The 26769-nt window shown below is 59.8% G+C and carries 21 protein-coding genes; 14 read left to right on the top strand and 7 right to left on the bottom strand.

Translation table 11 applies throughout. From position 1 onward, the window contains the following. The first annotated feature begins 3 nt into the window (after positions 1 to 3). The 3 genes from OQ248_RS25495 to OQ248_RS25485 are packed head-to-tail and all read left to right on the top strand — an operon-like array spanning position 4 to position 3314. The gene (locus OQ248_RS25495; protein WP_265814491.1) at positions 4 to 2139 is read left to right on the top strand and encodes an FUSC family protein; all 2136 of its coding nucleotides are present in this window, start codon (positions 4 to 6) and stop codon (positions 2137 to 2139) included. Further along, entirely contained in the window at positions 2129 to 2329 is a 201-nt protein-coding gene (locus OQ248_RS25490) for a DUF1656 domain-containing protein (RefSeq protein WP_096820375.1), read from the top strand. The genes OQ248_RS25495 and OQ248_RS25490 overlap by 11 nt, the downstream gene beginning before the upstream one ends. A 4-nt stretch (positions 2330 to 2333) precedes the next feature. Next, positions 2334 to 3314, top strand: coding sequence for an HlyD family secretion protein (locus tag OQ248_RS25485; RefSeq protein ID WP_265814490.1), 981 nt, complete (start codon positions 2334 to 2336; stop codon positions 3312 to 3314). Between the two features lie 58 nt (positions 3315 to 3372). On the opposite strand, the gene OQ248_RS25480 is transcribed toward OQ248_RS25485, so the two are convergent. The 4 genes from OQ248_RS25480 to OQ248_RS25465 all read right to left on the bottom strand — a co-directional run bounded on the left by OQ248_RS25480 (position 3373) and on the right by OQ248_RS25465 (position 10370). Then, a complete protein-coding gene (locus OQ248_RS25480) occupies positions 3373 to 4794 on the bottom strand; it encodes an efflux transporter outer membrane subunit (protein WP_265814489.1) in 1422 nt (473 codons plus the stop codon). After that, complete coding sequence (locus OQ248_RS25475) at positions 4791 to 7982, bottom strand: efflux RND transporter permease subunit (protein ID WP_265814488.1); 3192 nt, start codon at positions 7980 to 7982, stop codon at positions 4791 to 4793. Before OQ248_RS25475 ends, OQ248_RS25480 begins: the two co-directional genes overlap by 4 nt. A 15-nt stretch (positions 7983 to 7997) precedes the next feature. Beyond that, complete coding sequence (mexE, locus tag OQ248_RS25470; protein ID WP_265814487.1) at positions 7998 to 9251, bottom strand: multidrug efflux RND transporter periplasmic adaptor subunit MexE; 1254 nt, start codon at positions 9249 to 9251, stop codon at positions 7998 to 8000. A gap of 192 nt (positions 9252 to 9443) precedes the next feature. Continuing rightward, positions 9444 to 10370 carry an HTH-type transcriptional regulator ArgP gene (locus tag OQ248_RS25465; protein ID WP_265814486.1) on the bottom strand — a complete coding sequence of 309 codons (927 nt, stop codon included), beginning with the start codon at positions 10368 to 10370 and terminating at the stop codon, positions 9444 to 9446. Between the two features lie 189 nt (positions 10371 to 10559). On the opposite strand from OQ248_RS25465, the gene OQ248_RS25460 reads away from it, so the two are divergent. The 3 genes from OQ248_RS25460 (at position 10560) to OQ248_RS25450 (ending at position 12502) form a co-directional block, all read left to right on the top strand. After that, positions 10560 to 10838, top strand: coding sequence for a hypothetical protein (locus tag OQ248_RS25460; RefSeq protein WP_265814485.1), 279 nt, complete (start codon positions 10560 to 10562; stop codon positions 10836 to 10838). A 44-nt stretch (positions 10839 to 10882) separates the two neighbouring features. Next, complete coding sequence (locus OQ248_RS25455; RefSeq protein WP_265814484.1) at positions 10883 to 11167, top strand: hypothetical protein; 285 nt, start codon at positions 10883 to 10885, stop codon at positions 11165 to 11167. 150 nt (positions 11168 to 11317) lie between these two features. Beyond that, positions 11318 to 12502, top strand: a complete 1185-nt coding sequence (locus OQ248_RS25450) for a sugar transporter (RefSeq protein WP_265814483.1) — start codon at positions 11318 to 11320, stop codon at positions 12500 to 12502. 50 nt (positions 12503 to 12552) lie between these two features. Here OQ248_RS25450 and OQ248_RS25445 read toward each other — a convergent pair whose 3' ends face one another. Then, complete coding sequence (locus tag OQ248_RS25445) at positions 12553 to 13467, bottom strand: LysR family transcriptional regulator (RefSeq protein ID WP_085709803.1); 915 nt, start codon at positions 13465 to 13467, stop codon at positions 12553 to 12555. A 270-nt stretch (positions 13468 to 13737) separates the two neighbouring features. On the opposite strand from OQ248_RS25445, the gene OQ248_RS25440 reads away from it, so the two are divergent. From OQ248_RS25440 to pgm, 4 genes are all read left to right on the top strand, one after another. Then, positions 13738 to 14760 carry a zinc-dependent alcohol dehydrogenase family protein gene (locus OQ248_RS25440; RefSeq protein ID WP_119426356.1) on the top strand — a complete coding sequence of 341 codons (1023 nt, stop codon included), beginning with the start codon at positions 13738 to 13740 and terminating at the stop codon, positions 14758 to 14760. 546 nt (positions 14761 to 15306) lie between these two features. Then, positions 15307 to 16761, top strand: a complete 1455-nt coding sequence (locus OQ248_RS25435) for a hypothetical protein (protein ID WP_265814482.1) — start codon at positions 15307 to 15309, stop codon at positions 16759 to 16761. 46 nt (positions 16762 to 16807) lie between these two features. Continuing rightward, positions 16808 to 18208 carry a PLP-dependent aminotransferase family protein gene (locus tag OQ248_RS25430; protein ID WP_265814481.1) on the top strand — a complete coding sequence of 467 codons (1401 nt, stop codon included), beginning with the start codon at positions 16808 to 16810 and terminating at the stop codon, positions 18206 to 18208. 109 nt (positions 18209 to 18317) lie between these two features. Continuing rightward, positions 18318 to 19964, top strand: a complete 1647-nt coding sequence (pgm, locus tag OQ248_RS25425) for a phosphoglucomutase (alpha-D-glucose-1,6-bisphosphate-dependent) (protein ID WP_265814480.1) — start codon at positions 18318 to 18320, stop codon at positions 19962 to 19964. A gap of 62 nt (positions 19965 to 20026) precedes the next feature. Here pgm and OQ248_RS25420 read toward each other — a convergent pair whose 3' ends face one another. Then, complete coding sequence (locus OQ248_RS25420; RefSeq protein ID WP_265814479.1) at positions 20027 to 20722, bottom strand: pirin family protein; 696 nt, start codon at positions 20720 to 20722, stop codon at positions 20027 to 20029. A gap of 279 nt (positions 20723 to 21001) precedes the next feature. Here OQ248_RS25420 and OQ248_RS25415 point away from each other — a divergent pair, with 279 nt between their 5' ends. Beyond that, positions 21002 to 23476, top strand: coding sequence for a UvrD-helicase domain-containing protein (locus OQ248_RS25415; RefSeq protein ID WP_265814478.1), 2475 nt, complete (start codon positions 21002 to 21004; stop codon positions 23474 to 23476). A gap of 57 nt (positions 23477 to 23533) precedes the next feature. Here the strand turns inward: OQ248_RS25415 and OQ248_RS25410 are convergent, their stop codons facing one another. Beyond that, on the bottom strand, positions 23534 to 23806 hold the full coding sequence (locus OQ248_RS25410; protein WP_096820481.1) for a DUF1652 domain-containing protein: 273 nt from the start codon (positions 23804 to 23806) through the stop codon (positions 23534 to 23536). A 264-nt stretch (positions 23807 to 24070) separates the two neighbouring features. Between OQ248_RS25410 and OQ248_RS25405 the strand changes: the two genes are divergently transcribed. The 3 genes from OQ248_RS25405 to OQ248_RS25395 are packed head-to-tail and all read left to right on the top strand — an operon-like array spanning position 24071 to position 26730. Continuing rightward, positions 24071 to 24886 carry a helix-turn-helix domain-containing protein gene (locus OQ248_RS25405; RefSeq protein ID WP_265814477.1) on the top strand — a complete coding sequence of 272 codons (816 nt, stop codon included), beginning with the start codon at positions 24071 to 24073 and terminating at the stop codon, positions 24884 to 24886. Between the two features lie 51 nt (positions 24887 to 24937). Then, positions 24938 to 26344 (top strand): FAD-dependent oxidoreductase, encoded by a 1407-nt coding sequence (locus OQ248_RS25400; RefSeq protein ID WP_265814476.1) that lies wholly within the window; start codon positions 24938 to 24940, stop codon positions 26342 to 26344. Between the two features lie 41 nt (positions 26345 to 26385). Beyond that, positions 26386 to 26730 (top strand): cupin domain-containing protein, encoded by a 345-nt coding sequence (locus OQ248_RS25395; protein ID WP_265814475.1) that lies wholly within the window; start codon positions 26386 to 26388, stop codon positions 26728 to 26730. The last annotated feature ends 39 nt before the right edge of the window (positions 26731 to 26769 follow it).

Below are 26769 nucleotides of genomic sequence, written 5' to 3'. Positions count from 1 at the left end.
TTCATGCAAGCCCTGCTCAATTATTTCAAGACGGTGATCCATCCTGGTCAGGCAGTGTTGCTGTTTGCCCTGCGCACCATTGCAGCCGGGCTGCTGACGCTGTACCTGGCGTTCCTGTTCGATCTGGATCAACCCAAATGGTCGATCATGGCGGTGGTCATCATCAGTCAGCCGCTGGCCGGGATGGCGCTGGCCCGCAGTTTTGGTCAGGTTATCGGCACCACGCTCGGCGCGGCGGTGGCGGTGCTGATCATGGCGATTTTCCCTCAGGCGCCTTTGCCGTTCATCACAACCCTGGCGCTGTGGCTGGCGCTATGCACGGCCGGCGGCACCTTGTTGCGCTACACCAGTTCTCAGGCATTCGTGCTCAGTGGTTACACCGCCGTGGTCGTGGCGCTGCTGGCCATTCCGGACCAGGACGGCACCTTCCTGCTGGCGGTTACCCGGGTGACCGAAACCCTGCTGGCGGTGGCCTGCGTCTGTGTCGTCAGCCTGTTGACGGCCCGTCCGGAGGCGGTTTCGCGCAACTACTTCGCCAAAGTCGATCAGGTGATCAAACTGGTCGCCACCCATGCCGCAGCGGTGATTCGCACCGAGGAAAGCGAAAGCGAATTCCAGCGCCGGCAAATGCAACTGCTCGGCGAAATCAGCGCCCTGGAAGGTTTGCGCCGTCATCTGTATTTCGATGCTCCGCGTCTGCGCAGTGCCAACAATCTGGTGCTGATGCTGGGCAATCAACTGATGCTGCTCACCTCACGTCTGACAGCCCTGCGTCATCAGCGGCAGTTGCTGACCGAACGCTGGGACGGGGATCTGCCACTGGAGGTCCAGCACTTGCGTGCCGATGAACTGGCGTTTCTCGATCAACTGGCAGAGTACGGGCGTTCACTGCCGGAAGACATGAGGCATCAGCTGGTTGTCCTGCAGCAACAGTTCGAAGCGTTGGCCTACAGGGCTGAACAGTTGACCGAGGACATGAGCGCAACCTTGCGTTCGCTGGCATGGGCCCTGCGCTGGGAGCAGGCGCGGCTGCTGCAACAACTGGAGCAGATCCTCGAACTGAGCGAAGCCATACAGGAAGGCCGAGAGGCCAGTTGCATGTTCCGTGGCCAGTCCAGCCCGCTGCACCTGGATTTCACTCTGGCGACGATGAATGCGATCCGGGCCTTCAGTGCATTGCTGGTGGCCGGGCTGATCTGGATCGAAACGGCCTGGGACGGTGCGCGTGGCGGGATGATTCTGGTGGGGATTCTGTGTTCGCTGATGGCAACGTTCCCGCGCCCCTTGATCGCCGCGCAGAGCTACGCCCGGGGATTGGGCCTGGCATTGGTGGTTTCAGCGTTGTATCAGTTCATGCTGGTACCGGCGGTCAACGACTTCGAATGGCTGGCGTTATTGCTGGCTCCGCTGCTTTATGTCATCGCGGTGGGACTGGCCAGCCCGGCCACGGCGGGCATCGGCATGGGGCTGGGGTTATCGAGTTTCCTGATGCTGGGCCCGCAGAACGTCGGCACCGGGCAGAACACTGCCATTCAATGGTTCGAGTTTGCCGGTGCCTACGTCAGTGCGGCGATGCTTGCCCTGATCGTCTATGCGTGGATCTTTCCGTTCCGGCCGGTGTTGCGAATCCGTCGGTTCTACAACGAAGCGCGGGAGCAGGTGTATCAACTGACCCAAGCGCCCGCCACGGACGCAGAGCAATTCGCGTTCGAAAGCCGCATGGTCGATCGCCTGACCACCATGCTGGGTCTGTTGCCGGCAGCCAATGATCCGGACATGCAACGACGCTATGAAATCAGCCTCGCCTGTGTGGCGCTCGGTGTCGCCATTCACCAGCTCAGACAACAGGTGCAGGGCAACGCTTTGCTGACGGACACCTTCGGCCGGCAATTGATGGACGCTTTGCGCCACACCGGCCGCTTCGTCGCTGGCCGCCCGGATGTGCACCTGCCAGCCTTGCTGACGACGTTACATGCGCTCGGTGACGAGCTGGATGAGCTGCATGCCTCCACGCACGAACACCTGTGGTCTGTATTCCGCATGCGTGTGGCGTTGCTGATCGTCGTCTCGTTCCTTGAGCGTCACGGTGAATATCTGCAACACAACGCCCCTGAAGGAGAACCCGTCCTTGCCCATTGATTTCGAGGTAGGCGGCGTCTACCTGCCGCCAATCGCCCAGGCGCTGATCCTCGCCATACCGGTCTTTCTATTGCTGGACTGGGTATTGCGCCGCCTCGGCGTACTGCGACTGGTCTGGCATGAAGCGCTGTTCGAGGGCGCGCTGTACGCCTGTGTCTGCGCCACATTGATTCTGTTGATGGGAGCCTGATGCCTTGAAGACGTTACTCACTCGATTGACGACATTGGCTGTGGTGTTTCTGGCCATCGTGCTGGGCTGGTTCGCCTGGGAGCATTACACCCGTGCGCCCTGGACGCGGGATGCGCGGGTGAGGGCAGACGTGGTGACCCTGTCGGCGGATGTCTCGGGGCGCATCGTCAGCCTGGCGGTGCAGGACAATCAACACGTCGAGAAGGGCCAATTGCTGCTGGAGATCGATCCGGCTCGCTACAGTCTGGCGGTCGAGCATGCCAAACGTTCGGTCGAGGTGGCCAAGGCCACCCTGGGTCAGTCCCGGGCGTCCATCGTGGCCAGCGAGGCCTTGCTGAAACAACGCGAGAGTGAGGAACGACGCAGACGCACGCTCAAACAGGGCTTCGCGATTTCGGGTGAAGAGTGGGAAAAGTCCAGCACCGACGTGGCCGTGGCCCAGGCTGACCTGCTGCGCAACCAGGCCAATCTCGGCCTGGCCGAGGCCAATGTGCAATTGGCGATTGCAGCACTGACCCAGGCGGAACTGGATCTGCAGCGTACCCGTGTCGAATCGCCGGTCAGTGGCTATGTCACCAACCTGTTGACCCGGCAGGGCGACTACGCGGTGGCCGGCGGTGCATTGCTGGCACTGGTGGACAGCGACTCGTTCTACGTCAGTGGTTACTTCGAAGAGACCAAATTGCCACGGATCGAGGAGGGCGACAGGGTACGGATCGAGTTGATGAGCGGAGAGAAGTTCGGCGGTACCGTGCAGAGCATCGCCTTCGCCATCGCCGACCGGGAAAACGCGCCGGGCAGTCGATTGCTGGCCAATATCAACCCCAGTTACACCTGGGTGAAGCTGGCACAGCGGGTGCCGGTGCGTATCGGTATTGATTCCGACTATGAGGGCAAGGATCGCCTCAGGGCAGGTACCACAGCCACCGTCACCGTTCTGGAGAACCACGAAAGACAGGCACAAAAAAGCCCCGCGACCGAATGATACGCGGGGCAAAAAATTGGTTGGTTGCGGCCAACCAAAGGAGCTCTTTAAAAAACTGTTACTTGCTGGCGACCGTTTCCGGTTGCCAGCCGCCACCGAGAGCCTTGTAGATCGCGACAATGCCGCGATACAGCTCGACTTCGGCCTGTGCCTGGCTGTCTTCGGCATTCAAGCGTTCACGCTGGGCGTCGAGCAGCACCAGGAAATCGGTGGTGCCTTCGCGGTAGCGGATCTCAGCCAGATCGGCAGCCTTGCGGCTGGATTCGCTTTGGCGGATCAGCGAGATCAAGCGTTGCTGACGTTTTCCGTAATCGCTGAAGGCGTTTTCCGACTCTTCCAGGGCCAGCAGCACTTGTTGCTCGTAGGTCGCCAGTGCGCCTTCGGCATCGGCGTCGGCACCGCGCAAACGGGCACGCACGCTGCCAAGGTCGAACGCCGCCCAGGTGATGCTCGGGCCCAGCGCCCAGGCGTTGGCCGCCGAGGAACCGATCTGCGAACCACGCCCGGCCGTCCAGCCGAGGAAGCCGCTGAGGCTGACCCGTGGGAACAGGTCGGCCTTGGCCACACCGATACGCGCCGTGGCGGAAGCCAGTTTGCGTTCGGCGCTGAGGATGTCCGGGCGACGTTGCAGCAGTTCGCCCGGGTTACCGATCGGCAATGCCTTGGCAATGGCTGGCAAGTCTTTCGGGCTCAGGTCGACGGTCAGTTTGTCCGGACGTTCACCCAGCAGGGTGGCGATGCGGTTTTTCTGCCGAACCTGCTCTGCCTGCAATTGCGGCACGCTGGCTTCGACCGAGGCCAGACGGGCATCGGCGCGCTCGACATCGAGCTGATCGCCCACGCCGGCGTCACGCAGGCTGATGGTGATCTTGCGCGACTCCTGCTGGTTTTCCAGGTTGGCCACGGCGATCTTTTCCCGCAGCTGGGCGCCACGCAGTTGACCGTAGGCATCCACCAGTTCGGCAATCATGGTGACTTGCAGTTGGTACAGATCGGCTTCGGCAGCCTGCTGATCGGCTTCGCTGGCTTCCAGGTTGCGCTGGATCCGGCCAAACAGATCGACCTCCCAGGCCATATCCAGACCCAGGTCATAGCGTTCGCTGTTGACCCGTTGGGTGGTCTGGCCGGGAATCTGTCCCTTGCCCAGATTGCTGCTGGCGCGGCTGGTGATGGTCGGCATCGCATCGTTGCTGGCGTCGTCGCGGATCGCCCGGGCCGCTTTCCAGCGAGCAAAGGCGACGCGCAGTTGACGGTTACCCTGCAGCGATTGAGTCACCAACTGGTTGAGGGTCGGATCGTCGAACTGCTGCCACCAGATGCCCTCGAATTTCGAGCGGTCAAAGTTCTTCTGGCCGGCGGCGCCGTCGGTGGCGGCCGTGATGTTGGCCGCCTCCGTGGCTGGGGTCTTGTAGTCGGGACCGACTGCACAGGCGCTCAGGGCCAGTACCAGCAGGCTCGGCAGGAAGACTTTCAGACTCATTGGTGCGCCTCCAGTTGCTGTGGAAGATTCTGCGCCTTGGCCGCTTTGCGGGCTTCACTGCGTTCCACGAAGTTGCGGATCAGTACATAGAACACTGGCGTCAGCAGCAGACCGAAGAAGGTCACCCCGAGCATGCCGGAGAACACCGCCACACCCATGGCGTGACGCATCTCGGCACCGGCACCGCTGGAGAACACCAGTGGCACCACACCCATGATGAACGCGAACGAGGTCATCAGGATCGGCCGCAGACGCAGACGGCAGGCTTCCAGTACCGCGGCCAGCGGATCGAGACCTTCCTGCTGTTTGTCCTTGGCGAACTCGACGATCAGAATCGCGTTCTTACAGGCCAGGCCCACCAGTACGATCAGGCCGATCTGGGTGAAGATGTTGTTGTCGCCGCCGGAGATGATCACGCCGGTGATGGCCGACAGCAGGGTCATCGGTACGATCAGGATCACCGCCAGTGGCAGGCTCCAGCTTTCGTACTGAGCGGCAAGCACCAGGAACGCCAGCAATACGCAGAGCGGGAACACGAACAGCGCGGTGTTGCCGGACAGAATCTGCTGATAGGTCAGGTCGGTCCACTCGTAGGTCATGCCGTTCGGAAGTTCATCCTTGAGCAGTTTCTCGATGGCTTTTTCGGCCTGGCCGGAGCTGTAGCCCGGGGCTGCGGCACCGTTGATTTCAGCAGTGATGAAGCCGTTGTAGTGCATCACGCGATCCGGACCCGAGGTGTCGCTGACCTTGATGAAGGTCGCCAGCGGGATCATTTCGCCCTTGTTGTTGCGTACTTTCAGCTGACCGATCTGATCGGATTCGAGGCGGAACTGCTGTTCGGCCTGAACGTTGACCTGATAGGTGCGCCCGAAGCGGTTGAAGTCGTTGGCATACAGCGAGCCCAGGTAGATCTGCAGGGTGTCGAAGATGTCGCTGACGGCCACGCCGTGGGTCTTGGCCTTTTCCCGGTCGATGGCGGCATCGACCTGCGGCACGTTCACGGTGTAGCTGGTGAACAGGTTGGCCAGTTCCGGAACGTTATGGCTCTTGGCAATGATGTTCATGGTTTCCTTGTACAGCTCTTCGTAGCCCAGGTTGCCCCGGTCTTCGATTTGCAGGCGGAAACCACCGATGGTACCCAGACCTTGTACCGGCGGCGGCGGGAAGATCGCCATGTAGGCTTCCTGGATGTTCGCGTACTGGCCGTTCAAGGCACCGGCAATGGCACCGGCGGACATGCTCGGGTCTTTACGCTCGTCGAACGGTTTCAGGGTCACGAACACGATGCCGGCGTTCGGGCTGTTGGTGAAGCCGTTGATCGACAGGCCCGGGAACGCTACGGCGCTTTCCACGCCAGGCTGTTTCAATGCCAGGTCGGACATGCGCTTGATCACGTCTTCGGTGCGGTCCAGGCTCGCGGCGTCCGGCAGTTGCGCGAAGGCCACCAGGTATTGCTTGTCCTGGCCGGGTACGAAACCGGTTGGCGTGCTGGAGAAACCGAAGAAGGTCAGCACCATCAGGCCTGCGTACACGAACAGAGCGATGCCGCTGCCACGGATGACCCGGCGCACGGTGCCGACGTAGCCATGGCTGGCGCGGTCGAAGAAGCGGTTGAACGGACGGAACAGCCAGCCACCGAAGATCTTGTCCAGCACCCGCGAGAAGCGGTCTTTCGGGGCGTCGTGACCTTTGAGCAACACAGCGGCCAGCGCCGGCGACAGGGTCAGCGAGTTGAAGGCCGAGATCACGGTCGAGATCGCGATGGTCAGTGCGAACTGCTTGTAGAACTGACCCGTCAGGCCCGAGATGAACGCCGCCGGCACGAACACCGCACACAGCACCAGCGCCGTGGCAATGATCGGGCCGGTCACTTCACCCATGGCCTTTTTAGTCGCATCGAAGGGATTGAGCCCCAGTTCAATGTTCCGCTCGACGTTCTCCACCACCACAATGGCGTCGTCAACCACGATACCGATCGCCAGTACCAGGCCGAACAGCGACAGGGCGTTGAGCGAGAAGCCGAACAGGTGCATCACTGCAAACGTACCGATCAACGATACCGGCACCGCCACCAACGGAATGATCGAGGCGCGCCAGGTCTGCAGGAACAGGATCACCACCAGAACCACGAGGATCAGCGCTTCGAAGAGGGTGTGAACCACCGCTTCGATGGAGCCGCGCACGAAGATCGTCGGGTCGTAGACGATGCTGTAGTCCATGCCTTGCGGGAAGCTTTTCTTCAGTTCTTCCATCTTGCCGCGAACTTCGTTCGAGATTTCGATGGCGTTGGAGCCCGGACGCTGGAAGATCGGGATCGCCACGGCCGGCTGGTTGTTCAGCAACGAACGCAGGGCGTACTGGCTGGAACCCAGTTCGACGCGGGCAATGTCCTTCAGGCGAGTGATTTCACCGTTGTCGCCGGCGCGAATGATGATGTTCTCGAACTCTTCCTCGGAGACCAGACGGCCCTGAGTGTTGACCGACAGCTGGAAGCTCTGGGCATTCGGGGCAGGGGGGGCGCCCAGTTGGCCGGCGGCGACCTGACGGTTCTGCTCGCGAATGGCGGTAACCACATCAGTGGCGGTCAGATTGCGCGAAGCGGTCTTGTTCGGGTCCAGCCATACACGCAGCGAGTAGTCGCCCATACCGAACAGCTGCACGTCACCGACACCACCGAGGCGAGCGAGCTCATCCTTGATGTTGAGGATCGCGTAGTTGGACAGGTACAGCATGTCGTAGCGTTTGTCCGGCGAGGTCAAGTGCACGACCATGGTCAGGTCGGGCGAGGCCTTGTCAACGGTGATACCGATGCGCGTCACTTCCTCTGGAAGTTTCGGCTCGGTCCGGGTCACGCGGTTCTGCACCTGCACCTGCGCGTTGTCCAGGTCAGTGCCCAGGGCGAAGGTGATGGTCAGGGTGATTTTGCCGTCAGCGGTGGACTGCGAGGACATGTACAGCATGTTCTCGACGCCGGTGATGGCTTGCTCCAGTGGAGCGGCCACGGTTTCACCGATGACTTTGGGGTTGGCGCCCGGGAAGTTGGCACGTACCACCACGGTGGGCGGCACGACTTCCGGGTACTCGCTGATCGGCAACTGGAACAGCGAGATAGCGCCGGCGATCAGGATCAGCAGCGAAAGCACCGCTGCGAAGATCGGCCGTGAAATGAAGAATTGGGAAAAATTCATCGGAGTTGTCGTCCCTTAACCGCGTGGGGTCGCAGCAGCCAGTTTCACAACCGATCCCGACGCGCCTTTGGCAGGTGCGACTTTGGGCAGGTTGCTGGCTTCCAGCGCTTGTCGTTGTTGAGCGAGAGCGGCAATGGTTTGCTCGCTGGCCATCGGGATCACTTCAGGGGAAACCGGAGAGCCAGGACGGACCCGTTGCAGACCCTTGACGATGATCGTGTCGTCCTTGTTCAGGCCGTTGCGCACGATGCGCAGGCCTTCGATCTTCGGACCGAGTTCCACGGCGCGGTAGGCGGTTTTGTTGTCGCCGTCCATCACCAGCACGAACTTCTTGCCGAGGTCGGTGCCGACCGCTTCATCGTTGATCAGCATGGCGTTGTAGGTGCCGCTGCCGACCAGTTTCAGACGCGCATACAGACCCGGGGTGTAGGTGCCGTCGCTGTTGTCGAACACGGCGCGACCACGAATGGTGCCGGTCTTCGGGTTGACCTGGTTGTCGACGAAGTTCATCTGGCCCAAATGCGGGTTGCCGTCTTCGTTGGACAGGCCCATGTACACCGGAGTGGTTGCGCCGCGCTGACCCTGACGGGCGAGTTGGGTGTATTTGAGGAATACACGCTCATCCGCGTCGAAGTAGGCATAGACCTTGTCGGTGGAAACCACGCTGGTGAGCGGGGTGGTGTCGGCGGTCACCAGGTTACCGGCGGTGATCTCGGCTCGGCTGACGCGGCCACTGATCGGTGCGGTTACACGGGTGAAACTCAGGTTCAGTTTGGCCAGATCCAGTTGCGCTTGCAGGGCGCCGACAGCGGCACGTGCTTCTTGTGCAGCGCTGGTGCGCGAATCAGCCAGTTCGGCGGAAATGGCGTTGCTGGCACGCAGGCGTTCGCCACGGCCGGCTTCGTTTTCACTGCGGGTGGCGTTGGCGCGAGCCTGGGCTACGAGGGCTTCAAGGCGGCGAACCTCGGCCTGGAACGGACGCGGGTCGATCTGGAACAACAGGTCGCCTTTCTTGACCAGTGCACCTTCGGTGAAGGCGACTTCGTCGATCTGGCCGGAGACCCGTGGACGGATTTCAACGGTTTCCGGCGCCTCGAGGCGCCCGGTGAATTCGTCCCACTCGTTGACCGGTTGTTCCAGCACCTTGGCCACGCTGACCTTGGCAGCAGGCATGGCGGCGGCGGTTTCTGGAGTCTTGCCGCAGGCGCTCATCACCATCACGGCCAACAGAGCCAACGGGAAGCGCAAATGTTTGAGTGATTGTTCCATGGATGCATCCGCCAATGTATTGAAGATGGGCGGATGATGCTCGGCAGGTAGATAGCAAACGAATCGAATGACACGAAGGTAACTATCATTCGGAATGATATAAGACCGAGCGAAGCCCTCTAGCATGCACCTTTCGTTAGGGGGCTATCAATATGGTCGATGACAAATCTGTGTTGCCGCGAATGCAACGGTTTACTTTTTCGGCATGGTGGAGCGTTTGACCGATGTTTTGCTGCTCAAGATGCGGCGCGCCGCATGCACTGCACGTTCGGAGAGCATTTCCATGCGCGCTGATTGCAGGTCCCACGCGTGCCAATAGAGCTCGACATCAGTGAAATGACCGGGCGCCAAATCCACCAGCTCCCGGCTTTTCAGCAAGTCACTCACCTGCATATACGGCACCATCCCATATCCAAGGCCACGGCGTATGGCTTTGAGGCGTGCTTCGGGAAGTGACAGATAATGGGTTGGATAAGCATCTGCCTGCAGGCCGAAACGCGACCGCATGAAATCAGACTGTAAAGTGTCCTTGCGCGAATAAGCGAAAACGGGCGCCTTGCGTGCAGCCGTGCGGGTCAGCCCCTTGGCAAACCAACGTTCCTGAAAGGCGGGCGATGCCACCAATTGGTAGCGTACCGATCCCAACAATTCTGCAAAACATCCACGCATCGGCTGTGAGCGCGTGCCGATGCAACCAATGACCTGGCCACTTTCCAGTAATGCATAGGTGTGGTCCTGATCGTCGACCACGACGTCGAGCAGGATTTTTTCGCTGACGAATATCTCGGCCAGCGCAGGGAAAAACCAGGTCGCCAGCGTGTCACCGTTGACGGCAATGACAACCCGCAGATGCTCTTTTTCGTCACCGGTCAGGTCGTTGAGGAGTTCCTCTTCGAGCACCGTTGCACGGCGGAGATAGAGCATCAGTTTTCGTCCGGCCTGAGTGGGTTCGCATGGTCGCCCGCGCACTACAACCGAGCTGCCCAGGCGAACTTCCAGTGCGTGTATCCGTTGCGACACCGCAGACGGTGTCACGTTGAGCCGTTCCGCAGCCTTTTCGAAACTGCCGCTGTCGACGACGGCAAGGAACGCCTGCATCTGTTTTGCATCGAGTTGCATGGCCGCCAGTCTCGTTAAGTATTTCTAATCCGCACTGAAAGATACTTCGTTTTTCTTCATCTCGGTACCGAACTGCTCAATCATTCCATCACCGCGATCTGACCGATTCAGACCCGCACAAACGTCGCGCTATTGACCACACGAGGTAAGCGTTTTGAGGAATGAAATGTCCAGTGACCGATGCCTGCCATGAAACTCAACATGATTATTGCTGTGAGCGCTGTCGCATTGGTCGGCAACTATATCTGGCAGTCCCACGACTTGAAGCTTGGACCCTACGAGTATCAGGCGTCGGCGAATGCTCTGCTATCGAGACACACCCACTCAGGGGCCCGTCAGCTGGCCTTGGACAATGCCCACAAAAAGTGTGAATCGCTTGGCAAGCAACTCGGCGAATTTGAAGTTCAATCTCGCTTGCCGCTGGATCCCGAGAATGAAGTCGCCAACGTGACGTTCGTCTGCAAGTGATTTCAAACAGCGCAATCAGAATCTTTTTCCCGATGGAGAAAGCCATGAAGTTCATTATTTTCACGTTGTTCGCGATGCTTTTGAGCGCTTGTGCCACTTCTGTTCATGATTGGTCCAGGCCGGGCGCAAGCGCCTCTGACATCCAGCACGACAAAGCTGAATGCCAGTACCAGGCCAAAGCCGCAACGGCCAGCTACCACTCGACGCCGGCAGCAGACGACCAGACTCACGGCATGGGCAGTGCCGTGGGGGAGGGCATCGTTATCGCCGAAAAACAGATCGATCTGACCAATGATTGCATGCGGATCAAAGGCTACGCCGGCCAATGACGCACGCCTGTATCCCGAGCGCCGAGAGTTTCACCCCCACGATGAACCCGTCCGCGTTTCTTTATAGTAGAGTCGCCATCGAACCACCTGTCGTCTGAGGCTTTCCGGCAATTGGTGTACGCAAAACCGACAGATGGACACGACTTTCAAATGAGCAACTCTACGACGACCACCAGCGGCAATTGGTTTGCGGTCATTGCGCTGGCACTGGCAGCATTCGTCTTCAACACCACCGAATTTGTCCCGGTCGGCCTGTTGAGTTCGATTGGCAGCAGCTTCGACATGACGTCGGCTCAGGTCGGCCTGATGCTGACTATCTATGCCTGGGTGGTGTCGCTGACGTCGCTGCCCATCATGCTGCTGACGCGCAACGTCGAGCGGCGCAAGCTGTTGATCGTGCTGTTTGCGATGTTCATCGTCAGCCACATTCTGTCGAGTGTGGCGACCAGCTTCGCTGTCCTGCTGCTGAGCCGGATCGGCGTGGCGTTATCCCATGCATTGTTCTGGTCGATCACAGCTTCTCTGGCTGTGCGACTGGCGCCGCCCGGTAAACAGGTCCAGGCCTTGGGCCTGCTGGCGACCGGCACATCCCTGGCGATGGTGCTCGGTATTCCCCTCGGCAGGATTCTGGGCGAGGCGATGGGCTGGCGAACCACCTTCATCGCGATCGCAGTCTTGGCCGCTACGCTGGTGTTCTGGCTGGCGAGGGTCTTGCCCTTGTTACCGAGCCAGAACTCGGGATCACTGAAAAGCCTGCCGTTACTGTTGAAGCGACCGGCGCTGGTGGCGATCTATGTCCTGACGGCCATGGTCGTGACAGCTCATTTCACTGCCTACAGCTACATCGAGCCTTTCGTTCAGGTGGTGGCGGGCATGAGTGGCGAGACGGTCACGCTGATCCTGCTGCTATTCGGCGGCGCGGGGATTTTCGGATCTCTGCTGTTCAGCTGGCTGCACCGGTACAGCCCGCAGCGCTTTCTGATCGTCGCCGTGTCGTTGCTCGCGTTGTGTCTGGCATTGCTGCTGCCTTTGAACGGCGAGGTTTCCTACCTGTGCACCCTGAGCCTGTTCTGGGGAATGGCGATCATGGGCTTCGGTCTGGCATTGCAGTCCAGAGTTCTGGTGCTGGCACCTGACGCGACCGATGTGGCGATGGCGCTGTTTTCGGGGATCTACAACATCGGCATTGGCGGCGGGGCGTTGATGGGGAGCTGGGTGGGGAGCCAGTTTGGTTTTGCTTATGTTGGGGTCGTTGGCGGGATGTTGGCGGCGTTGGCGTTGTTGATTTACTGCCTGTCGAGCTACCGTTTAGCTCGTTCCAAAACTTCTGCTTGAGTTCCTGAACCGCTTTGCTACCGATAGCAAAGCGGTTCAGGAAAGGCCTTTCAAAGACTATCCGGATCCCCAAAAAACATCTGAATCCGCGACCGCAACCACCGCTCCCCCGGATCGTTATCCTGCGACCCACGCCAAGCCATGTGCAGTTCAAACGTACGAGTAGGCAGCGGTGGATCTTCCGCCCGAACGCCACCCGCAGACGTCAGCGCATCAGCTGTGTAATCCGGCACGGTCGCGACGATGTCGGTTCCGGCCAGCAACGTGCTCAAGCCGTTGAACTGCGGCACGGCCAACACAACGTGACGTTTGCGGCCGAGTTTTTCCAGTTCTTCATCGATAAAGCCGCTGAGGTCGCCGGCGAACGACACCAGCGCATGGGGGCGGGCGCAGTAGTCGTCCAGGCTCAATGGCCCCGGCACGGTGTCGGCGCGCAGCAGTTTTGGCTGGCTGCGGCGCAAGACCTTGCGCTTGGCGTTGGCCGGCAGGTCGGTGGTGTAGCTGACGCCGATGGAGATTTCGCCGGAGGCGAGCAGGCCGGGCATCAGGATGTAGTTGACGCGGCGCACCACCAGCACGATCCCCGGCGCCTCGGCACGCAGGCGCTTGAGCAGCATGGGCAGCAAGGCGAATTCGACGTCGTCCGACAAGCCGATCCGGAATACCGAGGTGCTGGTGGCCGGATCGAATTCGGCGGCGCGGCTGACCGCTGTCGAAATCGAGTCCAGGGCAGGCGAGAGCAGGGCGAAGATTTCCACCGCACGGGCGGAAGGTTCCATGCTGCGCCCGGTGCGTACAAACAGCGGATCGTCGAACAGACCGCGCAGGCGCGAAAGCGCCGCGCTGATCGCCGGCTGGCCGAGAAACAGCTTTTCCGCCGCGCGGGTCACGCTGCGTTCGTGCATCAGGGTTTCGAATACGATCAACAGGTTCAGGTCGACACGACGCAGGTCATTACGATTCATCTGGAGTCCTGGCAGAGTCATCAAGCTTGACGAGAGCGACCATATGAGAACAATGGCCGGCATGAATCTTACGGGGAAAGGCTGGTACTCTGCACCGGGTAATTCAGCTTTACTGAGAAGGATGCAGCAGTTTTTTCATGGATTTGCTCAATGCTGGCCATACTGCGGAATCAATGACAGGCATGTCGACTATTAATAGCCACTGATAGTCTTGGCTGGAAAGCCCAGATAGAGTTCAGGGCATTAGAGGTTACTTTGACGAGGTTTGCGATGTCCCGCACGATCCGTTTTCACAAGTTTGGTCCGGCCGAGGTGCTCAAATGCGAAGAGCATGCGGCCGCTCAGCCAGGTCCTGGCGAAGTGCAGGTGCGTGTCGAGGCGATCGGCATCAGCTGGTATGACACGCTCTGGCGTCAGAACCTGGCGTCGTCACAGGCTCGCCTGCCTTCGGGCCTGGGCCATGAAATGGCGGGTGTGGTCACGGCCATTGGCGATGGTGTCGAAGACCTGATCGTCGGTGACAAGGTGGCCAGCTTCCCGGCCGAGAGCCCCAACGACTATCCGGTCTACGGCGAACTGATCGTTCTGCCACGTACCGCGCTCACCCGTTATCCGGACGTGCTGACCCCGATCGAGGCCAGCGTGCATTACACGCCGCTGTTGATCGCCTATTTCGGTTACGTCGATCTGGCGCGAGTCAAACCCGGGCAGTTTGCCCTGGTCACCGACGCCAGCCATTGCGCCGGTCCGTCGTTTGTCCAGCTGGGCAAGGCGCTGGGTGTGCGCGTGATTGCCGCCACGAAAACCGCTGAAGAGCGTGAATACCTGCTGTCCCTGGGTGCCGAGAAAGTCATCGTCACCGAAGAAGAAGACCTGTTGATGCGGATCAACAAGATCACTGACAACCGCGGCGTCAACGTCGTGTTCGACGGTCTCGGCGGCCCGCAGATGTCGCTGCTGGGCGATGTGCTGGCACCTCGCGGCAGTCTGGTGTTGTATGGCCTGCAAGGTGGCAACCAGACGCCATTTCCGGCGTGCGCAGCGTTCCAGAAGAACATTCAGTTCTTCGTGCACTGCATCGGCAACTTCACCGGCAAGCCGGAACTGGGCATCGTCCAGGATCACGTCGCGCTGCAACGTGCCCTGCGTGACATCAACCAGCTGACGGCCGACCGCGTGCTGCTTCCGCTCAAGACCCGGGTCTTCCCGTTCAACGAGTTTGTCGAAGCACACCGCTACATGGACGAATGCCCTTGCCGTGAACGGGTTGCCCTGCAAGTCGAACCTGCCTGACCCTTGTGATTAGAGTCCGTGGCCCCACGGACTCTTGTGCGTTCCATCCTTCAGACCATGAGAAACCCCGGGCGCGATGCTTGGGGACGTTCAGCAACTGAACTGGTTTTTGCTCTTGATCTGTATCTTCTAATCGCCATCCAGACCCTGATAATTGAATGACTACTTTCATCTCAAGGAATGAGCTATGGCTGTGCATTCTGTTTACTTTGTGCAATACCGGGCAATAGTGGCTGACCGATATTTAAAATTCTGTTTAATTGCTGTAGGGCGACCCAGTAATCCCTTCTTTTTTTCTTGTACTCATCATGCGAAAGCCGTTGTAAGAATTTTCCTAGGAAAACTTCTGTGTCGAGAAAAGCCCGTAAATACGCGGGCTTGCGGCGTTCAGATCGTGAATTCAAATTGTTATGAGCTCAACTGTTTCAAATAACTACAAAACCTTAAGTGTTAGCATTTCAGCGTCTATTAATTAATGAAGAGTGATTGCGTATCCGACGTTCGTGGCTGCGCAATATAAAACCTTTGATATCGGGTGAAGTACTGATGAGCACGATCCATGACCAGGCAATGAACTATGTCTACCAGCAAGTATTGCAACGATTGCTGAGTTTCTTTTCCCGTGCCGAACGCACGGCATTGCAGCTGTTGATTCAGCGATTGGCGGTAGCCGCCGGGGGCATGGATCGTATCGGTGAGTTCAAGGTGCTGGTCACGCAATCGGGCACTCGTGATTGCTGCTACAGCCTGGCCCTGTTGCGTGCTGCGCAACTGAGTATCGCCGGACGGGCTCCGGGCACTTTTCAGTTACGGGTGGCGACCCTGCGTGGTTGCACCACACCGGCGTCGGCATTGCACAACATGCATCGCAGCTTCAGCGCCCTGTTTCTGTATGACGACCCAAGGGTCGAACTGCTGATGATCGACAACCGGGAGGTCTTGCCTTTCCACCATCAAGAGCCCCTTTCCGACGATGGGCGCGAGGCGAACCGCATCAATCTGCTGATGGTTGGCCACCGCCGCTGCTGGAGCGAGAGCCTGGAGCTTTGGGACGATGCGTACCTGGCCACGGCCGAGTTCTACGGACAGGTCGCCCGGTGGAGCAATGGTGTCGATGCACTGGTCAGCAGCGACTCCGCACGCCGTCAGGCGCACTTCCTGCAAGGGCTGGATCGCGCAGCACAGAAGGCCGGCATCGGCGCACTGCCAAAGCGGACCGCCGGGTTCGATGAGTTGTTCGATGCGCTGGACGCCATGGGAGGTGACTGTTACCGGGAACTCCGTGCACCAGACGACCTGCCGCCATGGCGGCCGCTCGGCCAGTTCGAAGCCTGCCGACGCACCAGTTATATCGGTATCGATGACATCGTAGTGGGCAAGATGGAGGAACGGTGGCCCTTGCTCAGCGATTTTCTCGGGTTTCAGACTGACGAGCTGCTGTTCGAACCGGGTACCGGTGAGTCGACGGATCCCTTGATCGCTGCTTACCTGAGCGGTCTCCAGGCTTGCTGCATCGAGGGTCGCAATTACGAAAGTGGCGTATCCGAATACCTGCAGCGTTGCCTCGCATTGATGCGTCGCCAGGACGTTCCGGAGCAAACCTGCGAGCGCTTCATGGCGACGTTCGGCACTCTGACCGATCCGGGCGAGCATCGATCACTGGCCGCTGCTGCCTTGCAAAAGAATTTCGGGCTCAATGAAGCGCAACTGGTATGCCTGCTGTTTGCGCCCTTCATCGAGGGTGGGGCAGGACTCGAACGTTTTCTGCGAACCTGCCATCCAGGCATGCTGGTGGCCATGCCGGACCTGCATCGTGCGATGCAGGGGTTGCACGCTCCGGAGCAGGTTTTGCAATGGATGACCGATGTCAGCGGCTTGCCCGTGCAACTGATCAGCCGGTTGTATGCCATGGCGCCCGTCCGAGTGACTGACCAGGCGACGCAGGCCCCGGACCCTGCCGACAGTGAGGTTGCCGCAGGCGACCGCTCGGCGGAAGGTTGAGTGTGAGTGTGGTGCCCGATCGCCAAAGAATGCCGGACGCCCGTTCATGAATGCCTCGCGTGAAACCGATTTCGCCTATCAGGCGGTCTATCGCTATCTCACCCAACTGATCGATGGGCCAGGCGGTGAAGGCGCGATGCGACTGCCATCCTTGAGGCAACTGGCCGAACGGTTGAATGTATCGATTTCGACCATCCAGTACGCCTACGCGCTGCTCGAGAAAGAAGGCCGGGTCTATTCAGTGGCCAAGTCCGGGTATTTCGCACAACCGGCGTCCGCGGTCATGCCGCCGCGTAGAGGCAATGATTTGCTGGAAACCGTCTACGTCAACGCAAGGTGTTTCGGCATGCGCGTATTGAGCGCCGACGATCCGGCATCGATCCAGCCGCTGGACAGTCCGTTGCTGATGCTCGAACGGGAGCTGATGCGGCAATACCCTCGGCAATCACAGGTCCCGGCCCAGCCGTGTGGCGAGCTTGAGTTGCGTATGCTGCTGGCGGCTCGCTACACCTCATCACCGACTCACTGCTGGCACGCCGAGGACGTCTATATCGGCGCCGATGTGAGAGGGGTGCTGGAGATCCTGATCGCTGTCCTCGAACTGCGTAACGCAACCGTGGTGGTTGAATCGCCCTGTGACTGGATGGTGTTGCGCCTGTTCCAGTCTGCCGATGTGAGGGTCATCGAGCTTCCGGTGCAATCGGGCGGGGAGCTTGATCCACGGCAATTGAAAATGCTGCTGGAAACCGAGCCGGTTCGACTGATCCTGCTGTCTTCTTTGTTGAACATGCCCCGTGGCAGTCTGGCACCTGAGGATAATCGAGAGGCCATAGCGCAGCTGCTCAGGGATCATGGAACCTGGGTGCTGGAAAACGACAGTTACAGCGAACTGGGTGACGACTGTGAACGTCGACCTCTGCGGGATTTGCTGGATCCGGATCGTCTCCTGGTGTTTTCCACCTTCGAAAAGGTGATCGGTGTAGAAGCGCCTTACGGCTTCGTGCTTGCTCGCCAGTGGCGCACCGACTTGCAACGGCACTTTTTGCTGCGCTCGTTTCGACTGTCGCCGATTCGCCAGAAGGCCATTGCCCGACTGTATGCCAGTGGTCGGGTCGATCAGCATCTCCCGGTGTTGAAGCGCCTGCTCAAGGAGCGTCGTACCCGGTTGATCGAGTTGCTGCGCGAAGGGCTGGGTGACGCGCTGCACATCGATGAGCCGCAGGGCGGCGCGACGGTCTGGGTGTGCTCGTCGCGCCGAGTGGTGATGGGCGCCGTGTTTCAACGCCTGCTCAAACAGCACGTGTTGATCGCACCGGGCGAACTGTTCAGCGCGCAAGGCATGCATGGGCAATACATGCGCCTGAGTGCGACGACAAGCAACGGGCCTGAACTGGAAGGCGTCGTCGGTTTGATCGGCGATGCGTTGCGACTGGCGCCCGATGGCTGAGCTGTTAAAAAACATCGGGGACGCACTGGATAGATCCCATCGCACTACGGTCAAACTGCCAGTAAACTCCGCTGTAATTTCCTGAACCACTCTATTTCAGAGGTTTTGCATGACACTCAGTCCTTTTGCGGGCAAACCGGCACCGGCAGAGTTGTTGGTCGACATCCCGCGACTGGTAACGGCGTATTACACCGGTCAACCCGACGCTTCGATTTCCACTCAGCGTGTGGCGTTTGGTACTTCCGGACATCGTGGCAGCTCCTTCGACTTGAGTTTCAACGAGTGGCACGTTCTGGCCATCAGTCAGGCAATCTGCCTGTACCGCGAAGCCCAGGGCATCACCGGCCCGCTGTTTGTCGGCATTGATACTCATGCGCTGTCCACACCGGCTGGGGCCAGCGCCCTGGAAGTGCTGGCAGCCAACGGCGTGACCGTAATGATCGCCGAAGGCGACGAATACACCCCGACGCCGGCCGTGTCTCACGCCATTCTTTGCTACAACCGCGGCCGCACCACCGGCCTGGCTGACGGCATCGTCATCACGCCGTCGCACAACCCGCCACAAAGCGGTGGCTACAAATACAACCCAACCAACGGTGGCCCGGCCGACACCCACATCACCAAGTGGATCGAAGCCAAGGCCAACGAACTGCTGGTCAACAAACTGGCCGGCGTTAAACGCATCGGTTACGAGCAGGCGCTTAAAGCTCCGACCACGCACCGCCACGATTACGTCAACACCTACGTTGCCGACCTGATCAACGTCATCGACTTCGATGCCATCCGTGGCGCCAAACTGCGTCTGGGTGTCGATCCATTGGGCGGAGCAGGGGTGCGCTACTGGTCGGCCATCGCCGAGCACTATCGTCTGGACCTCGATGTGGTGAACAAGGAAGTCGATTCGACATTCCGTTTCATGACCGTCGACTGGGATGGCCAGATCCGCATGGACCCGTCGTCCAGCCATGCCATGCAAGGCCTGATCGGCCTCAAGGAGCGCTTCGACGTCGCGTTCGCCTGCGATCCGGATCACGACCGTCACGGCATCGTGACTCCGTCCGGCGGTCTGCTGGCGCCGAACAATTACCTTGCCGTGTCGATCGACTACCTGTTCCAGAATCGCCCGCAATGGCGCGCCGATGCGGCCGTGGGTAAAACCGTGGTCAGCAGCGGTCTGATCGATCGTGTGGCCAAGCGTCTGGGCCGTCGTCTCTACGAAGTGCCGGTCGGCTTCAAGTGGTTTGCCGACGGTCTGTTCGACGGTTCGCTCGGTTTTGGCGGTGAGGAAAGCGCCGGCGCATCGTTCCTGCGCAAGGACGGTGGTGTGTGGAGTACCGACAAGGACGGTCTGATCCCGGCCCTGCTGGCCGCTGAAATGACCGCCCGCACCGGTCGCGACCCAAGCCAGGCCTATCGTGCACTGACCGAAGAGCTGGGCGAGCCGTTCTCGGTACGTGTCGACGCCAAGGCCAACCCTGAGCAGAAAGCCCTGCTGAGCAAGTTGTCGCCGGAGCAGGTAACCTCGACCGAACTGGCGGGCGAGAAGATCCAGAGCATTCTCAGCAAGGCACCGGGCAACGATCAGGCCATCGGCGGTCTGAAAGTGATGACCGAGAACGGCTGGTTCGCCGCGCGTCCTTCGGGCACCGAGGACATCTACAAGATCTACGCTGAAAGCTTCATCGGCGACGACCACCTCAAGCAACTGGTGGCCGAAGCGCAGACCCTGGTCGATGGTGCAATTTCCACCAAGTGATCAGTGCTGAATAAAAAAGGGCGACCATGAGGTCGCCCTTTTTTTGCCTGCAATCCAGCCGATCAGGCCAGATCCACCAACACGATTTCACTGTCTTCAAGGGCCGTGACGGTCAGCACCGGTTCCTGGCTCACCGCGACGCCGTCTCGAGCTTGCGCACGCAAGCCGTTGACTTCAATCACACCGGTGGCCGGTACAAGATAAGCGCGACGTCCGGCATCGAGTCGATACTCGGCGGTTTCCCCGGCCTTGATGGTGGCCGCCACCAAACGTGCGTTGGCGCGAATCCGCAGGCTTTCATCGTCACCGTCCTTGCCGCTGGCGAGCGTCACGAAGCCTTCGCGCTCACCTTTGGGGAACGGTTTGGCGCCCCAGGATGGTGGTGCACCGGTTTCGGTCGGCAGAATCCAGATCTGGAAGATCTTGGTCGAGGTCGCTTCCAGGTTGTATTCGCTGTGGGCGATCCCGGTGCCGGCACTCATCACCTGAACGTCGCCGGCTTCGGTGCGACCCTTGTTACCCAGGTTGTCCTGGTGGGTAATCGCACCTTCACGCACATAGGTGATGATTTCCATGTCCCGATGCGGGTGAGTGGGGAAACCGGTGCCCGGGGCGATGATGTCATCGTTCCACACCCGCAGATTGCCCCAGCTCATGCGCTGCGGATCGTAGTACTCGGCGAACGAAAAATGGTGATGGGCATCCAGCCAGCCGTGATGGGCGCCGCCCAGCGAGCTGAAGGGTCTGAGTTCAAGCATGATCTTCTCCTCAAAAGGTTCGTCATGGGGCGTTTCGGCCGCAGCCACGAAGCGAGACCGGTGATTGATGGCGAGCATCATCTATCAACCAATAATCGAGAAAAAGCGTAAAAAGTGCTGCATTCCCATCGAATTGACTGATGTTATAAATCTCGAAACGCTCTCATGCAGCCTTCAGTTCATCGCCTAACTCAATGACCTGTAAGCATTTCGCTAGAACTCAGCGGCAAATGCAGACACCATAGCCCTCAACAGCCTCAGCCTCTGGAGTCCGTCAGCGTGGCGCAACACACCCCCGATCTTCCTCCCGAACTTCGTCCCCTGGCCGAGATGCCGTGGTTCAAACGCCTGGCGGCGCGTTTTCTCGGGCATGGTCTGACGCAATTGCGCGCCCAGCATCGGGCCTCGTGGCTGCACGGTCAGGCCGATGGCTTTCGCAGCGGGCACACCGCCGGGTTCGACTACGGCTACAAGGAAGGCAAGGCCGAGGGGCTGGAAGAGGGTCGTCAGGTTCTGTTGATCCGCGACAGCCGCAGCACCGAGCATCGTGCACCGGGTATCGACAATCACCTGTTCGATGACTGGCGTCTGCCACTGACCGCCGAGCTGAAGAAGCGCATCAAGGCTGACGTTGCCCGCTTGCTGCCGGCCCACGCCCAGCCGAGCGTGGCGCAATGGAAGATGATCTTCAGTGATACGCCGTCAACGTCGGTGGTCGCCGGGGCTGGCGCCGGGAAATCGACCACGCTGGTGTTGCGCATCCTGCTGCTGACGCACTACCTGGGCTTTGAGCTGGATTCGATGACCGTGGTGACTTTCACCCGGGAGTCGCGCAAAGACTTCATCAGCAAACTGATCGAGCTGTTTGCCCTCTGGGGTCATTCCCTGAGCCAGAAGACCGCCCGGGATCTGGTGCGCACCTTCCATTCGCGGATTCTGCCGATGGTGTGCAGCCTGCCGGGGTTCGAGCGTTTGCAGGCGTTTGAAAACCTCAGTCTGCGGCCACAGGGCGGGGACGATGACGTCGACAGCAATCCGTTCGATCTGCGGATCAACGACGCCCAGCGCCAGCAGCTCAACGCCTGCTATCACCGCCTCTACACCGAGGATGAGCGTTTCCGGCAATTGATCCAGCCATTGTCCCGGCATGCCCTGCAGCTCAAGGAGCTGGAGCGCGATCACCCGGACGTGCAGAAGCGCATGGCGGTGACCGAACTGGCGGCCAGGCGTGACGAAGAACTGTGCGATGTGATCGAGGATCTGTGGTTTCGCGCCGGTGCCTGGCCGATCAAGGGGGTCGAGCCGAACCGTCAGACCTTCGAGATCAACGGCGCGACCTTTCACTGTCATGGCTACATCCCGAGTCTCGATGCCTGGGTCGTTTTGGGCTTCGATCCGAGAGAAAACCCGCAAGTCTGCCGTCCCGATGCCAAGCTGACGGTCCGCGCAGAATGGGCCGTTAAGCGCACCCTGTTTCAAGCTTTCTGCCGTAAGCCATTGATTTGGATAGATAGTTACGAGTCGTCAAGGCGTGTTCTGGCCACGTTGGCCGGTGATGCCAGTGCGGGTCCCGGCTTCGATTACAAGGTCAAGGGAGAGCTCGCATCCGCGCCGTTGCTGGACTGTTTTGTCGCTGCCGCCGGGTTTATCGAGAACCTGGGCCTGGATGTACCGGACGCCGTTGGCCGCATGAGTTTCGCCAAGGATGATCCGGACCGGTTTTTCTTCGAGGCGCTGAGCCTGTTCTGGCGCGCACTGGAAGATCACTTGCTCGATCAGAAGCCGCCGGTCATGACCTACAACCGCATGTTCGCGCTGTTCAGCGAACACTCGCCGGAAAACCTCAAGCTACTGAGCGATGAACTGCTGCGCCCCATGTCGCATCTGATGATCGACGAATTTCAGGACGTTTCACCGCAGATCGTCTCGTGGATTCGCGCCAGTCTTGCAGAGATCCGCAGCCGTGGCCCGGCCATGCACGTCGGACGCGGCGCGCAACGCTCATCCTTGCTGTGCGTGGGCGATGACTGGCAGTCGATCTACGGCTGGCGCGGCAGTTCGCCGAGCTACTTCATGGAGTTCAACAAGGAGTTTTCCTCGCCGAGCACCACGCGGGTGATGCTCAGCGACAACTATCGCAGCCATCAGCACATCATCGACGCAGCCGAGCACATCGTCCGTGCCGCACCGGCGATTCCCGGCAAAAAAGCCAAGGCCAGCGGCGAGGAGAAGCCGTTGCAACCGGTCAATGTGCTGGAGCGCGACGACCAGGCACTGGGTCAACGCCTGGCGGAGCACTACAGAAACGGCGACTCGATCCTGATGCTCTATCGAAAAAGTATCGATAAGTCATTGATAGAGCAGCATATTCAGTCAGTAGTTAATGTTGATTCGAGCTTGCCGTACGAGTCCCGGCGCTTGAAGCAGCTGACCTATCACAGCGCCAAAGGCTTGCAGGCCGATGCAGTGTTTCTGCTGGGTGACTGCCAGCACCTCACCAGTTCGCCCTACAAGAATCAGGTCTACCGCATGGCCGGGCTGGGCAAGGCCGGTGACAACGAGCCTTACGACACAGCGCAGAAGGACGAAATCCTGCGTCTGGCCTATGTCGGCATTACCCGGGCAGTGAGTCATTGCTATTGGTTCGTCGAGCCGCAGGATGCCCAGGCCGTGAATATGCCGCGTGCGTCGGACCGGGTCGCCAAGGGCAAGCCGTTCTTCGTCGATCACCGCCTGGAAAAGAAAACCGCCTGAACCGATCGCCCATAAAAAAGCCCGCGTGCAGCGGGCTTTTTATTTTAAATCAATGACTTAGGCGTAACTTCTAAGAGACTCCGGAGGAACAAAGGCTTCCAGTTCGTCCTCGACGGCTTCGATTATTCGTTCGACATCCGCTGCATTCATCACCGTTGCGCAAGGAATGCCGGCAATGGCAATCAGCGTTTCGCCGCTGGCCCGATCGAACAGGCGGGCGATCATGCTGCCCGGTGCGTCCATCGTGGCTTCGAAACCCATGGGATGAAAATGCCAGCGCATCAGCTGGCAGGCGTTGGGGAATGTGACCTTGCTTGACCCTTTGTTCATGTGTTGCCCGCCTTCTTCATCGAGCGCTTCCGTTTGCTCATGGTAGGTGGGAAGAGCCTTCATTGGCTCAACCGGTGACTGTCCTTAAAAGTAGCATCTGGATGTGAAAAGCCTGTGAGAATTTTCAGGCCGTTTGGCGATTGCAGGGATTTTTTTGATGTAAGTCACGGCTGATGAAATTGTCGCCAAAGTGCCACTATGCACCGCTTGGTTGATGAGGCGCCCGAAGTTGGGCAAGCTCGGTTCTTTTGCCAAGAGTCCCTTATGCACGCCGACGATGACGGCCCGCAGCAGACCCCGGCCACGGCCGAAACGGTCATGCGCTATCACCTGTGCTGGAAACACCGGGACCTGGATGGCGTCATGGCGCTGTACCATCCGGACATTCAGTACAACGATTTTTTCCAGAACCGCGTGCTCGGTCTCGACGAACTGCGCGAGTACGTTCGCGTCAGCATGCCCCGTGAATCCGACGAAGCGCTGGAGCATTGCGACCGGATCCGCATCGACGGCAACACGGCGTTCATCCAATACGAAGTGACCCTGCGGGGCGGTAATGGCCTGGTGTCGTTCCGCTCCAGCGAAGCGATTACCGTCAAGGATGCGAAAATCTGGCGGGTAAACGAATACGCGTCGCTGGTGCGCGAGCAGGGCTCCAGTAGCTCGACGCCGAGTCAGCGTCCGGCGGCGAGCCGGCTGGGCCTGTCACCACGTCAGTTAAGTTTCATGGCCGAAGACCTGCAGCAGTATTTCCAGCGTCAGCAGCCGTACCTCGATCCCGAACTGGATCTGCAACGTGTGGCGAAGGAGTGCGGTTACAGCCGCAACCAGATTTCCTATCTGCTGAACCAGGTGCTGGGGCAGAGCTTCTACCGCTACGTCAATCAGGCGCGGCTCCAGCATTTGCTGCAATCGCTGGACAACGCTACGCCGCCGCTGCGCATCGATGAACTGGCGTTCGCCGCCGGGTTCAACTCGATTTCGGCGTTTTATAGCTGTTTCCGCCAGCACACCGGCCAGTCGCCCAAGGCTTATGCCAAACAAATTTCTTTGCGTACACGCGCGCAAGACAGTTCTTGAGGTCAGCCACTAGGATCGACGCCATCGAAATCTGGATTGGCGGAGTCTTGCATGCCGGCGTGGCGCACTATCAGTTTGTGGATGGACCAACTCGACGAGCCGCTCACTGCGCGCCCGGCGCTGGAGCAGGACCTTGACGTCGACGTGGCAATCATCGGCGCCGGTTACACCGGGTTATGGACCGCGTATTACCTGAAGAAACACGCGCCAGGCCTGGATATCGCCATCATCGAGGCACAAACCGCCGGTTTCGGCGCATCCGGCCGCAATGGTGGCTGGCTGATGGGCAATCTGCTGGGCGAGGATCGCCTGCTGGCGGGCCTGTCGCCAGAACAACGCCGCGCCTCATTCGATCTGCTGCACAGCATTCCCGATGAGGTGGAAGTCGTCCTCGAGCGCGAAGGCATCGACTGCGATTACCGCAAGGGCGGGGTGCTTTACTGCGCCGCGCGCTATCCCGAGCAGGAAGCCAGCCTGCGCGAGTATCTGAACAAGCTGCACGCCCAAGGCCTGACCGACGACGATTATCGCTGGCTCAATCCTGAGCAACTGGCGCAGCAGATTCGCGTCGCCAAACCTTACGGCGGAATCTTCGCCCCGCACGTGGCAACCATTCAACCGGCAAAACTGGTGCGCGGCCTGGCCCGGATCGTTCAGGGCATGGGCGTGAAGATCTACGAAAACAGCCCCGTGACCCATTGGCAGTCGGGCAGTCTGCGTACCGACAAGGCCAGCGTGCGCAGTCGCTGGATCGTCCCGGCCATCGAAGGTTATTCGGTGACGCTACCGCCGCTGGGTCGCTATCAATTGCCGGTACAGAGTCTGATTGTCGCCACCGAACCGTTGTCGGCGGCGACCTGGGATGAAATCGGCCTCAGCCGCGGCCAGGCTTTCAGTGAGTTCAGCCGTCAAGTCACCTACGGCCAGCGCAGCGCCGATAACCGGCTGATCTTCGGCGCCCGTGGCGGATATCAGTTCGCCGGCCAGTTGCGGCACAACTTCGATCTGACCCGGGATGAAGTGGAGCTGCGGCGTTATCTGTTCGGCGAGCTGTTCCCGCAACTGAAAAACACCACGATCACCCACGCCTGGGGCGGCAATCTCGGCATGTCCCGGCATTTCAAGCCGCACATGCTTTGCGACCGGGCCAACGGCATCGCGCTGTCCGGCGGTTATGGCGGGGAGGGTGTCGGGGCTTCCAACCTGGGCGGCCGCACCCTGGCCGATCTGATTCTCGAGCGCGATACCGAACTGGTGCATCAGCCCTGGGTGCTGCCGGACGGCGGGATCCATGCGCTGCGGGCCTGGGAGCCGGAACCGTGCCGCTGGCTCGGTTACAACGCGATCATCAAAAGCTTCGTCCACGAAGACCAGACCCTGGCCAACCCGGCGACCGCGCCCTGGCGGCGCAAGCTTGCCAGTCGGGTGGCCGGGTTCATGGAAGGTTTCATGCACTAAACGTCGTTCAACTCCAGACAGCCTTCAAGACAGGAAGCGCCATGAGCATCACCCAATTCAAAAACACCTCCACGCTGCAACTGGACGAGTCCAACCCGGTTGCCGTGCCGCTCGGCACGCCGGTCGCCATTGCCTCGACCACCAGCGTCGAACGCGACGACGGCGTCGAAACCGGCGTCTGGGAATGCACCCCCGGTCGCTGGCGGCGGCAGATCACCGCCCAGGAGTTCTGCCACTTCATTTCCGGTCGCTGCACGTTCACCCCGGACGATGGCGGCGAAACCCTGCACATACAAGGTGGCGACGCACTGATGTTGCCGGCCAACACGCTCGGCATCTGGGACATCCAGGAAACCGTGCGCAAGACCTACGTCCTGATTTTCTGACGCTTTGATCCTTTTGATTGCCTGCCAACAACAATAGCC

The sequence above is a fragment of the Pseudomonas sp. COW5 genome (assembly GCF_026240005.1).
Taxonomy (GTDB): domain Bacteria; phylum Pseudomonadota; class Gammaproteobacteria; order Pseudomonadales; family Pseudomonadaceae; genus Aquipseudomonas; species Aquipseudomonas kribbensis.
Note: the sequence above shows the minus strand (reverse complement) of the source record. Positions and strands in the feature narration are given on the sequence as shown.

Bases quoted from the DNA above. Each gene is read 5' to 3' on its own strand.
- OQ248_RS25445 (WP_085709803.1), bottom strand. From the start codon at position 13,467: ATGAATCGTAATGACCTGCGTCGTGTCGACCTGAACCTGTTGATCGTA.
- OQ248_RS25420 (WP_265814479.1), bottom strand. From the start codon at position 20,722: ATGCTTGAACTCAGACCCTTCAGCTCGCTGGGCGGCGCCCATCACGGC.
- OQ248_RS25455 (WP_265814484.1), top strand. From the start codon at position 10,883: ATGAAGTTCATTATTTTCACGTTGTTCGCGATGCTTTTGAGCGCTTGT.
- OQ248_RS25495 (WP_265814491.1), top strand. From the start codon at position 4: ATGCAAGCCCTGCTCAATTATTTCAAGACGGTGATCCATCCTGGTCAG.
- OQ248_RS25460 (WP_265814485.1), top strand. From the start codon at position 10,560: ATGAAACTCAACATGATTATTGCTGTGAGCGCTGTCGCATTGGTCGGC.
- mexE (WP_265814487.1), bottom strand. From the start codon at position 9,251: ATGGAACAATCACTCAAACATTTGCGCTTCCCGTTGGCTCTGTTGGCC.
- OQ248_RS25435 (WP_265814482.1), top strand. From the start codon at position 15,307: ATGAGCACGATCCATGACCAGGCAATGAACTATGTCTACCAGCAAGTA.
- OQ248_RS25410 (WP_096820481.1), bottom strand. From the start codon at position 23,806: ATGAACAAAGGGTCAAGCAAGGTCACATTCCCCAACGCCTGCCAGCTG.
- OQ248_RS25395 (WP_265814475.1), top strand. From the start codon at position 26,386: ATGAGCATCACCCAATTCAAAAACACCTCCACGCTGCAACTGGACGAG.
- OQ248_RS25465 (WP_265814486.1), bottom strand. From the start codon at position 10,370: ATGCAACTCGATGCAAAACAGATGCAGGCGTTCCTTGCCGTCGTCGAC.
- OQ248_RS25480 (WP_265814489.1), bottom strand. From the start codon at position 4,794: ATGAGTCTGAAAGTCTTCCTGCCGAGCCTGCTGGTACTGGCCCTGAGC.
- pgm (WP_265814480.1), top strand. From the start codon at position 18,318: ATGACACTCAGTCCTTTTGCGGGCAAACCGGCACCGGCAGAGTTGTTG.
- OQ248_RS25475 (WP_265814488.1), bottom strand. From the start codon at position 7,982: ATGAATTTTTCCCAATTCTTCATTTCACGGCCGATCTTCGCAGCGGTG.
- OQ248_RS25430 (WP_265814481.1), top strand. From the start codon at position 16,808: ATGAATGCCTCGCGTGAAACCGATTTCGCCTATCAGGCGGTCTATCGC.
- OQ248_RS25450 (WP_265814483.1), top strand. From the start codon at position 11,318: ATGAGCAACTCTACGACGACCACCAGCGGCAATTGGTTTGCGGTCATT.
- OQ248_RS25405 (WP_265814477.1), top strand. From the start codon at position 24,071: ATGCACGCCGACGATGACGGCCCGCAGCAGACCCCGGCCACGGCCGAA.
- OQ248_RS25440 (WP_119426356.1), top strand. From the start codon at position 13,738: ATGTCCCGCACGATCCGTTTTCACAAGTTTGGTCCGGCCGAGGTGCTC.
- OQ248_RS25400 (WP_265814476.1), top strand. From the start codon at position 24,938: ATGCCGGCGTGGCGCACTATCAGTTTGTGGATGGACCAACTCGACGAG.